General features: G+C 73.8%; 9 protein-coding genes and 2 pseudogenes. 5 read left to right on the forward strand and 6 right to left on the reverse strand.

Translation table 11 applies throughout. The annotated features are described in order from the left end of the window. The 3 genes and pseudogenes from MCAG_RS28435 to MCAG_RS28445 all read right to left on the reverse strand — a co-directional run. Positions 1-284 (reverse strand): annotated as a pseudogene (locus tag MCAG_RS28435) (hypothetical protein); the annotation flags it as partial. A gap of 9 nt (positions 285-293) precedes the next feature. Continuing rightward, positions 294-554: a hypothetical protein gene (locus MCAG_RS28440; RefSeq protein ID WP_007076395.1), complete on the reverse strand. Its 261-nt coding sequence runs from the start codon at positions 552-554 to the stop codon at positions 294-296. A gap of 210 nt (positions 555-764) precedes the next feature. After that, positions 765-1,142, reverse strand: a complete 378-nt coding sequence (locus MCAG_RS28445) for a hypothetical protein (protein ID WP_036375651.1) — start codon at positions 1,140-1,142, stop codon at positions 765-767. Between the two features lie 207 nt (positions 1,143-1,349). Between MCAG_RS28445 and MCAG_RS28450 the strand changes: the two genes are divergently transcribed. The 3 genes from MCAG_RS28450 to MCAG_RS28455 are packed head-to-tail and all read left to right on the forward strand — an operon-like array spanning position 1,350 to position 4,445. Continuing rightward, on the forward strand, positions 1,350-3,905 hold the full coding sequence (locus tag MCAG_RS28450) for an ATP-dependent Clp protease ATP-binding subunit (protein ID WP_036375653.1): 2,556 nt from the start codon (positions 1,350-1,352) through the stop codon (positions 3,903-3,905). Positions 3,906-3,921: 16 nt separating this feature from the next. Next, positions 3,922-4,095 (forward strand): hypothetical protein, encoded by a 174-nt coding sequence (locus tag MCAG_RS34110; protein WP_198141677.1) that lies wholly within the window; start codon positions 3,922-3,924, stop codon positions 4,093-4,095. Next, positions 4,095-4,445: a DUF3140 domain-containing protein gene (locus MCAG_RS28455; RefSeq protein WP_007076399.1), complete on the forward strand. Its 351-nt coding sequence runs from the start codon at positions 4,095-4,097 to the stop codon at positions 4,443-4,445. The genes MCAG_RS34110 and MCAG_RS28455 overlap by 1 nt, the downstream gene beginning before the upstream one ends. A 128-nt stretch (positions 4,446-4,573) precedes the next feature. Here MCAG_RS28455 and MCAG_RS28460 read toward each other — a convergent pair whose 3' ends face one another. The 3 genes from MCAG_RS28460 to MCAG_RS28470 all read right to left on the reverse strand — a co-directional run bounded on the left by MCAG_RS28460 (position 4,574) and on the right by MCAG_RS28470 (position 6,582). After that, complete coding sequence (locus MCAG_RS28460; RefSeq protein WP_036375655.1) at positions 4,574-4,810, reverse strand: hypothetical protein; 237 nt, start codon at positions 4,808-4,810, stop codon at positions 4,574-4,576. A gap of 20 nt (positions 4,811-4,830) precedes the next feature. Beyond that, positions 4,831-5,844 (reverse strand): LysR family transcriptional regulator, encoded by a 1,014-nt coding sequence (locus tag MCAG_RS28465; RefSeq protein WP_007076400.1) that lies wholly within the window; start codon positions 5,842-5,844, stop codon positions 4,831-4,833. Positions 5,845-5,967: 123 nt separating this feature from the next. Next, on the reverse strand, positions 5,968-6,582 hold the full coding sequence (locus MCAG_RS28470; protein ID WP_007076401.1) for a hemerythrin domain-containing protein: 615 nt from the start codon (positions 6,580-6,582) through the stop codon (positions 5,968-5,970). Positions 6,583-6,761: 179 nt separating this feature from the next. Between MCAG_RS28470 and MCAG_RS28475 the strand changes: the two genes are divergently transcribed. Then, positions 6,762-8,090 carry a M20/M25/M40 family metallo-hydrolase gene (locus MCAG_RS28475; RefSeq protein ID WP_007076402.1) on the forward strand — a complete coding sequence of 443 codons (1,329 nt, stop codon included), beginning with the start codon at positions 6,762-6,764 and terminating at the stop codon, positions 8,088-8,090. 60 nt (positions 8,091-8,150) lie between these two features. Beyond that, positions 8,151-8,386 (forward strand): annotated as a pseudogene (locus MCAG_RS28480) (hypothetical protein); the annotation flags it as partial.

Raw genomic sequence — 8,386 nt, forward strand, 5'->3', positions numbered from 1 at the left:
CCGGGCGGGGCGCGGAGAGACGAAGTCGGGGGCCAGCCCGATGCGCCGACGAGGTACGTCGAGAGCTGTTCCTGGGCCACCCGCAGCGCGTGACCGGCGGACTCGGCGTGCTCGACGGCGGCGGACAGCTCCGGCACCCCCATCGGGTTGGCCGACTCCTGCCGCACCCAGCGCAGCCGCTCGGTGGCCTGGCCGAACTTCTCCAGCGCCAGGGCGAGCTGGGCCAGCGGGAACTCCTCCGCGGCGGCCCGCACCTGGGCCCCGACGTCCTCGATGATGGACACGCCCGCCCCTTACAGGGTCGAGACGTAGAGTTGCGCCTGCTCCACCGCGACGAGGGTGGCCGCGAGGCACTCCTCCAGCTCCTGGCTGGCCTGGGTCAGCGAGGCCTGCGCCGCCTCGACCGTCTCGTGCCCGCTGCCCTCCAGCGCCCCGGCCAGGGTCTGCTGCGCCTCCGCCAGCTTCTCACCGGCCGCCTGCACCGCGGTCTGCCCGTCACCGATTTGTTGGAGGGCGACATCGATGGCTGCCTTCAGCTCGGCGACGCTCGCCACGTGGACCTCCTGGGGGCGGGGAGATCTCCATTACAACCCATCCCCGGTGGGGAGAGAACATCCGCCCTGTCGGTGTTGCCGCCCGGCTGTCCGATTACGCCACTGACGTGCGCGAACCCCGCGCAGCTGTCTTGCGCTCGGGTCAACCGATCCCGCCCACAGGACTCATCCAAGTGGGTCTGGGGCGGAACTGCCCGGGGTGGGGTGGGTTCAGGTGGGGAGCCAGCGCGGGCCGTGGACCTCGGCACCGAGCACGCCGACCCGGGCGCGCAGCTCCCGGTCGGCGGTGACCACCAGCCGGCGGCGGCCCGCAGCGGCCCCGACGAGGTCGACGATCGTGTCGTCGCCCGAGCCCGGGGCGGCGACCACCCGCACCCCCGGCACGGCCGGAACGCCCCGCGCGGCTCCCTCGACCACCAGCACCACCTCGGCCGGACCGGCGAGCTGCGGCGGCACCCCCGACTCGGCCAGCGGGACGAGGGCGTCGCGCAGCCGGGCGGCGGCCCCGGCCCGGTCCCGCCACCACCCGTCGGGGCGCGACCCGACCACGTTGGCGGCGTCCACGATCAGCAGCGGCGTCGGGTCCATCACCCCAGCCTGCCACCGGGTCGGGACCGCCCGCGCCCACCCCGCCGGCACCGGGTCGGGACCGCCCGCCTCCGCCGCGCCCGGGTCGGGTCCGGCCCGCCCGCCTCCGCCCCGTCCGCGTTTGTCGCGCCGACCGCCGGGTAGCCACCGCCGACCGTGCCGGCGGCGACCCCACCGGCGAGCGTGCCCGACCCGCGGGAGGAAGCGATGATGGGACCCGGCGACTTCGGCACCGACCCGTGGGACGAGTTCCTGGCCCGGTACTTCGGCCGGGGCGAGGGGGGACGCCGGTCGGCGCACCGGGTCGACATCACCCGGCTGATGACCGCCGACGCGCGGGAGATGCTCGCCGACGCGGCCCGCCGGGCGGCGCAGCGACACAGCAACGACCTCGACACCGACCACCTGCTCTGGGCGGCGTTGCAGCGCGAGGCGCTGCGCGACCTCATCCGGCGGGCCGGTGCCGACCCGGATGCCCTGGTCAACGCCCTCGGCGGGCGGGGCGACGGCGCGCCCCGAGGCGAGGTGCCGCCGAACCTGTCCCTCACCCCGGCCGCGAAGCGGGCGTTGCTCGACGCCCATCAGCTTTCCCGCGCGATGGGCGCCAACTACATCGGCCCCGAGCACATCCTGATGGCGCTGCCGCTGAACCCGGAGTCGCCGGCGGGCCGGATGCTCGCCGCCGGCCGGATCCAGCCCGAATCGTTGCAGGCGGCCAACGCGGAGCGCGGCCCGATGCCCGGCCCGAAGCCCGACCACGGCACCCCCACCCTCGACCAGTACGGCCAGGACCTCACCGAGCTGGCGCGCAACGACCAGATCGACCCGGTGATCGGGCGGGCCGCCGAGATCGAGCAGGCCGTGGAGATCCTGTCCCGGCGAACCAAGAACAACCCGGTGCTCATCGGTGAGGCCGGCGTCGGCAAGACCGCGATCGTGGAGGGGCTGGCCGAGCGGATCTGCGACGGCGACGTCCCGCAGACGCTGATCGGCAAGCGGGTGGTGCAGCTCGACCTGGCCGGTTTGGTCGCCGGCACCCGCTACCGGGGCGACTTCGAGGAGCGGCTCAAGAAGGTCATCGAGGAGATCCGCGCCCACCGTGACGAGCTGATCATCTTTCTCGACGAGATCCACACCCTGGTCGGCGCGGGCGGGGCGGGCAGCGAGGGCGGCATGGACGCGTCCAACATGCTCAAGCCGGCCCTGGCCCGCGGCGAGCTGCGGGTGATCGGCGCGACCACGCTGGACGAGCACCGGCGCAGCATCGAGAAGGACGCCGCGCTCGCCCGGCGGTTCCAGCCGGTGCTGGTGCCCGAGCCGACCGTCGAGGACACCGTCGCCATCCTGCGCGGCCTACGCGACCGCTACGAGGCGCACCACCAGGTCCGGTTCACCGACGAGGCGCTGGTCGCCGCCGCCGAACTGTCCGACCGGTACGTCACCGACCGGTACCTGCCCGACAAGGCCATCGACCTGATCGACCAGGCCGGCGCCCGGGTCCGGTTGCGCAACCGCACCCCCGGCTCCGACGTGCGGGAGCTGGAGCAGCAGCTCGACGAGGTGCGCCGGGACAAGGAACAGGCGGTCGCCGACGAGCAGTACGAGCGGGCGTCCGCGTTGCGCGACCGGCTCGCCGAGCTGGAGGCGCAGATCAGCCGTGCCAAGGGCGACGACGGCAACGGCTCGCAGGTTCCGGCCGTCGGCCCGCAGGAGATCGCCGAGGTGGTGTCCCGGGCCACCGGCATCCCGGTCGCCCAGCTCACCGAGGAGGAACGCGACCGGCTGCTGCGCCTGGAGGGGCACCTGCACCAGAAGGTCGTCGGCCAGGACGACGCGGTCGGTGCGGTCGCCGAGGCGGTCCGCCGCTCCCGGACCGGGCTGGCCGACCCGAACCGGCCGATGGGCAGCTTCCTCTTCCTCGGCCCCACCGGCGTGGGCAAGACCGAGCTGGGCCGCGCGCTGGCGGAGGCGTTGTTCGGCGAGGCCGACCGGATGGTACGACTGGACATGAGCGAGTTCCAGGAGCGGCACACCGTCGCCCGGCTCGTCGGCGCACCCCCCGGCTACGTCGGGTACGAGGAGGCCGGCCAGCTCACCGAGGCGGTGCGCCGCCGCCCGTACGCGGTGGTGCTGCTCGACGAGATCGAGAAGGCCCACCCGGACGTGTTCAACATCCTGCTCCAGGTGCTCGACGATGGCCGGCTCACCGACAGCCAGGGCCGGACGGTGAACTTCAAGAACACCGTACTGATCATGACGAGCAACCTCGGCTCGGAGCTGATCACCGGCAGCCAGCGCGCCGTCGGCTTCGGCGCCGGCGAGCCCGGCACCGAGCGGGAGAGCGACGAGCTTCGCGAGCGGCTGATGCGCCGGCTCCAGGAGAACTTCCGCCCGGAGTTCCTCAACCGCATCGACGAGGTGATCATCTTCCGCCGGCTGGAGCAGCAGCAGCTACGCCAGATCACCGAGCTGCTGCTGGAGCAGACCCGCCGCCGCCTGCACGCCCAGGACATCGACATCGCCTTCACCGTCGCCGGCATCGACTGGCTCGCCGAACACGGCTACCAGCCGGAGTTCGGGGCCCGCCCGCTGCGTCGGGTGATCCAGCGCGAGGTGGACAACCGGCTGTCCCGAATGTTGCTGGAGAGCGCCGTCTCGCCCGGACAGCGGGTCACCGTGGACGTCCGCGACGGCGCACTGGCCTTCGAGGTGGTTGCCGGAGACCGGGGCTACTCCGCCGCCACCACGTCCCATCCCCGGTGAGTGGCGGAGGCCGTGGATGACCGAGCCCGAGGAAGCCACCGAGGAGACCGGGACCGACCCGGAACGCAGCGAGCCGATCATGGCCCCGCCGACGGCCAACCCCGCCCGGGTGCGGGTGCTGCCGGAGGGCCTGGATTCCCACACCGGCGACCCGGAGCCGTCCGGGCCGCCGCCCGGAGAGGAGACGTGATGGTACGCGAGGCGCGACTCGATCCCGAGGTCGAGGAGCTCTGGGAGGAGTTCCACGCCGAGGTGAACGTCACCTCCGAGCAACTGCGTAGCTGGCTGCTGACCCGTGGCTCCGGCACGGAGTCCTTCGGGCCGGGCCCCGACCTCGACCTGCCCGAGCCGGGCCGGCAGATCCTGGCCGTGCTCCGCAAGCGCAAGGTCGACCTGACCGGCGCGGACATCGAGGTGATGCGCCAGGCCGTCGACCGCATCCGGTCCCTGACCGCCGCCCGCCCGGCCGCCGGTGCCGCCGACGACGAGTGGCGCCGCTCCCTGCTCGACCTGGGCCACGACGTCCTCGTGGAACGCTGAACCGTCAGCTCGTCCGCTCGCGTCGGCCGGTCCGCTGAGCCGTCAGCAGGCCCGCGGCGGTCCGTGCCGGCCGGCCCACCGGCCCCGTCGCCGCTGTTTTCACGGCGGTGACGGAGCCGGTGGCGGATTTACTCCGATTCCATACTGCCGATCTCCAGGCCGACGGCGTCGGCGGCGGCCTGCCGCTCGCCGCGCGCCCGCTCCTCCTGGCTGAGCAGGGTGGCGTACTCGGCTACGTCGGCGGGAGCGGGGACCTCGGGCAGGCGGCGCAGGAACGCCTCCACGGCCCGGGCGGCGGCGCTGTGCGCGGCGGCGGCCACGCGCAGGGTCTCCCGGTCGTCGGCGGTCGGCTGGGTATCGGTCATGGGGCCCTTGATACCCACCATCAGGCGGTTCGCACTCCGGAACCGGCGCCCCCGACGAGCGGCCCGGCCGGGGCCGACCTGCGCACCCCGAAGTCCGGGTGCCGCAGCAGCCAGGCCAGGTAGTCGGGGTGCGCGGCGAGCGAGTCGGCGTACACCGCCACCGCTGCCTCCAGCACCTCGTCGGCGAAGCTCGCACCGGCCGAGTCCGAGTGCCAGCCCAGCAGCAGCCGCCAGCGTAGCGGTGCCCCGGCCAACCGGCGGGTCACCAGTCCGGGCACCGGACGGAAGGTGGCCTGGCACAGGGCCACCGCCGCGCCGGCCTCCACCAGGTCGATGCAGCCGCGCACGTCGGCCTCGTACATCTTGCGGGGGGTGAAGCCGGCGCGGGCGCAGGCGGCGGCGAAGCAGTCGCCGAAGCAGCCGTCGCCCGGGGCGGCGACCCACTGCTCCGCGCGTAGGTCCACCAGCCGGACCTCGTCGTGGTTGGACATCGGGTGCTGCTCGGGCAGCAGCACCTGCACGGGCTCAATCGCCACCTCCCGCCAGGTCAGCCCGTACCCGGCCGGCGGGACCGCGTCGCCGCAGACCCCGACCAGCGCGTAGTCCAACCGGCCGCCCCCGACGAGCTGGGCCAGCTCGTCGGCGGACCAGGAGGCGTGCGTGGTGATCTGGGCCTGCGGGTGCGCGGCGACGAGCCGGTGCACCAGGCGGCCGAGGATGGGGCTGTTCACCCCGCCGAAGCGGTACCGGGCGGGTGTCGGGCCGGCGCCGGCCAGCCGGGCCGCCTCGTCCTGAAGGCCCTGCATGGCTGGCAGCAGCACCCGGGCCCGGGACAGCACCAGCTCGCCGAGCGCGGTGGGCCGGGCCCCCCGGCGGTCCCGCTCGAACAGTGGCCCGCCGAGCGCCCGCTCGATGCGTTGGAGCTGGGCGGTCAGCGCCGGCTGGGCCAAGCCGAGCGTGGACGCCGCCTTCGTCACGCTCCCTGTCTCCGCGATGGCGCAGACCACCCGCAGGTGTCTCAGCTCCAGATTCATACGGTGACGGTATGACCACGGAAGGATCGATGGAAGGGTCCTAGCGGACAGGAGTTGACCGATACCCCTCAGTGACCAACTGGTATCCGGTCGGTGATCCGGTGGTAACCGTCCGGTATCCGGTCAGTCTTTTGGGGGAACCAGGTCCGACGGGTAGGTCGGCCGGCCGGTCGCCGCGTCGCGGACCTTGTCCACCACGCCCACCGCCGGCTCGACGATCCGGTTCCACGGCGGGGTCGCCGGGGTGCCCGGGTGCGGCCGGGTCGGCGCGGCCTCCCCGGCGATCTCCCACCGGTTGCCCAGCCGGATCAGCTCCGCCTCGGTGGCCACCTCGCGCAGCGGCGCCAGCAGCGCCGCGGCCCTGGCGACGTGGCGGCGTATCCGGTCGGCCACCTCGGCCAGCGCGGGATCCGCCGGCCCGGCCAGCGCCTTGAGGGCGGTCAGCAGCTCGCCCGCGGCCCCGATCTCCCGGTCGACCGCCGCGCCGGCGCCGGGCACGGCGGCCCGAACGGCGGGGAACAGGTACTGCTCCTCCGCCGACAGGTGCCGCGACACCGTGGCGGTCAGCACCTCGACCACCTCGCCGAGCCGCTGCGGCGCGGCGTCCGGGTCGGTGGCCCGGTCGGCCAGGTCGAGCAGCCGCCGGTGCTCGCGTTCGACGAGGTCGACGAGACTTCGACCGCCGGGCCGGTAGCCCTCCTCGGGTACGGGCGGCAGCGGGGGCAGGGGGACGGTCATGGTGCCCTCCTCGGCTGGCGGGCGCGGCCCCGAGGGGGAGGCGGGCGGCCCGAGAAGCGGTGCGGGACGGCAGCGGCGATACCCGGGACGCGTCCACGCGAAACAGCGGATCCGCCGGGCCGGGCGCCGCGGACCGGCCGGGGACGCTGCCCGCCTGGGCCGGCTGGTATGAAGAAGCGATGACGAGCGACGCCGCCTCCGCCCCGCCCGAGCCCACCGCCGAGGTCGTCGACCTCTGCCGCGACCTGCTGCGCATCGACACCACCAACACCGGGGACAACGCCACCAGCGCGGGGGAACGCGTCGCCGCCGAGTACGTCGCCGAGAAGCTCGCCGAGGTGGGCATCGAGTCCCAGCTCCACGAGTCGGCCCCAGGCCGGGCCAGCCTCGTCGCCCGCATCGCCGGCACCGACCCCGGCCGGGACGCTCTGCTCGTCCACGGCCACCTCGACGTCGTCCCCGCCGACGCCGACGAGTGGACGGTGCACCCCTTCTCCGGTGAGCTCCGCGACGGCTACCTGTGGGGCCGGGGCGCGATCGACATGAAGGACTTCGACGCCATGGTGCTGGCCGTGGTGCGGCACTGGCGACGCACCGGCGTCCGGCCCGCCCGCGACATCGTGCTGGCGTTCACCGCCGACGAGGAGGCCGGCAGCGACTACGGCGCGCACTACCTCACTCAGCACCACCGCGACGCCTTCGACGGCTGCACCGAGGCGATCGGCGAGGTCGGCGGCTTCTCCTACACCATCGACGAGTCGCAGCGGCTCTACCTCATCGAGACCGCCGAGAAGGGCATCGACTGGCTGCGGCTGCACGCCAAGGGCCGCCCCGGACACGGGTCGATGGTGCACGACGACAACGCGGTCACCGCCCTCGCCGAGGCCGTGGCCCGCATCGGCCGGCACCGTTTCCCCGTGGTCGTCACCGACACCGTGCGTGCCTTCCTGGAAGAGGTCTCCGACCTGCTCGGCGTCGAACTCGACCCGGACGACCCGGAGACCGCCATCGCCAAGCTCGGCCCCATCGCCAACATCATCGGCGCGACCATCCGCAACACCGCCAACCCGACCCGGCTCGCCGCCGGCTACAAGGACAACGTCATCCCCGGCCGGGCCACCGCCACCATCGACTGCCGCAGCCTGCCCGGCCAGTCCGAGCTGCTGGAGCAGCAGCTGCGCGAGCTGGTCGGCCCGGACATCGCAATCGAGTACATCCACCGCCAGCCCGCCCTGGAGACCACCTTCGACGGCGACCTGGTCGACGCCATGTCGGCGGCGTTGCGCGCGGAGGACCCGGGCGCCCGGCCCGTGCCGTACATGCTCTCCGGCGGTACCGACGCCAAGGCGTTCTCCCAGCTCGGCATCCGCTGCTTCGGCTTCGCCCCGCTGCGGCTGCCGCCCGACCTCAACTTCTCCGGCCTGTTCCACGGCATCGACGAGCGGGTGCCGGTGGACGGACTACAGTTCGGCGTGCGGGTTCTCGACCGCTTCCTCCGGAATTGCTGACCGTGTCCGTCGCCCCATCCCGCCCGGCACGGACCGTCCCCCATCGCGAAGGGAACGCACATGACCGACCAGCACGGTGAGCTGGACGCCGCCCTGGAGCGGGTGATCGACGCCGCCCGCCACCACCTGACCGCGGTCCGCGCCGCCCAGGGCCGCATCGACGACGACGACGTCTGGCGGGCGTACGTTGCCCTGAACAACGCCTCGTTCGCCTACGACGAGCAGCTACTCGACGCGTTCGGCGAGGTCACACCCTGGGACGTCGAGTCCATCGACCCCGACGAGGCCGACGAGCG

Origin of the sequence: Micromonospora sp. ATCC 39149 (assembly GCF_000158815.1) — a bacterium.
GTDB lineage: Bacteria > Actinomycetota > Actinomycetes > Mycobacteriales > Micromonosporaceae > Micromonospora.

Bases quoted from the DNA above. Each gene is read 5' to 3' on its own strand.
- MCAG_RS28445 (WP_036375651.1), bottom strand. From the start codon at position 1,142: ATGGACCCGACGCCGCTGCTGATCGTGGACGCCGCCAACGTGGTCGGG.
- MCAG_RS28450 (WP_036375653.1), top strand. From the start codon at position 1,350: ATGATGGGACCCGGCGACTTCGGCACCGACCCGTGGGACGAGTTCCTG.
- MCAG_RS34110 (WP_198141677.1), top strand. From the start codon at position 3,922: ATGACCGAGCCCGAGGAAGCCACCGAGGAGACCGGGACCGACCCGGAA.
- MCAG_RS28455 (WP_007076399.1), top strand. From the start codon at position 4,095: ATGGTACGCGAGGCGCGACTCGATCCCGAGGTCGAGGAGCTCTGGGAG.
- MCAG_RS28460 (WP_036375655.1), bottom strand. From the start codon at position 4,810: ATGACCGATACCCAGCCGACCGCCGACGACCGGGAGACCCTGCGCGTG.
- MCAG_RS28465 (WP_007076400.1), bottom strand. From the start codon at position 5,844: ATGAATCTGGAGCTGAGACACCTGCGGGTGGTCTGCGCCATCGCGGAG.
- MCAG_RS28470 (WP_007076401.1), bottom strand. From the start codon at position 6,582: ATGACCGTCCCCCTGCCCCCGCTGCCGCCCGTACCCGAGGAGGGCTAC.
- MCAG_RS28475 (WP_007076402.1), top strand. From the start codon at position 6,762: ATGACGAGCGACGCCGCCTCCGCCCCGCCCGAGCCCACCGCCGAGGTC.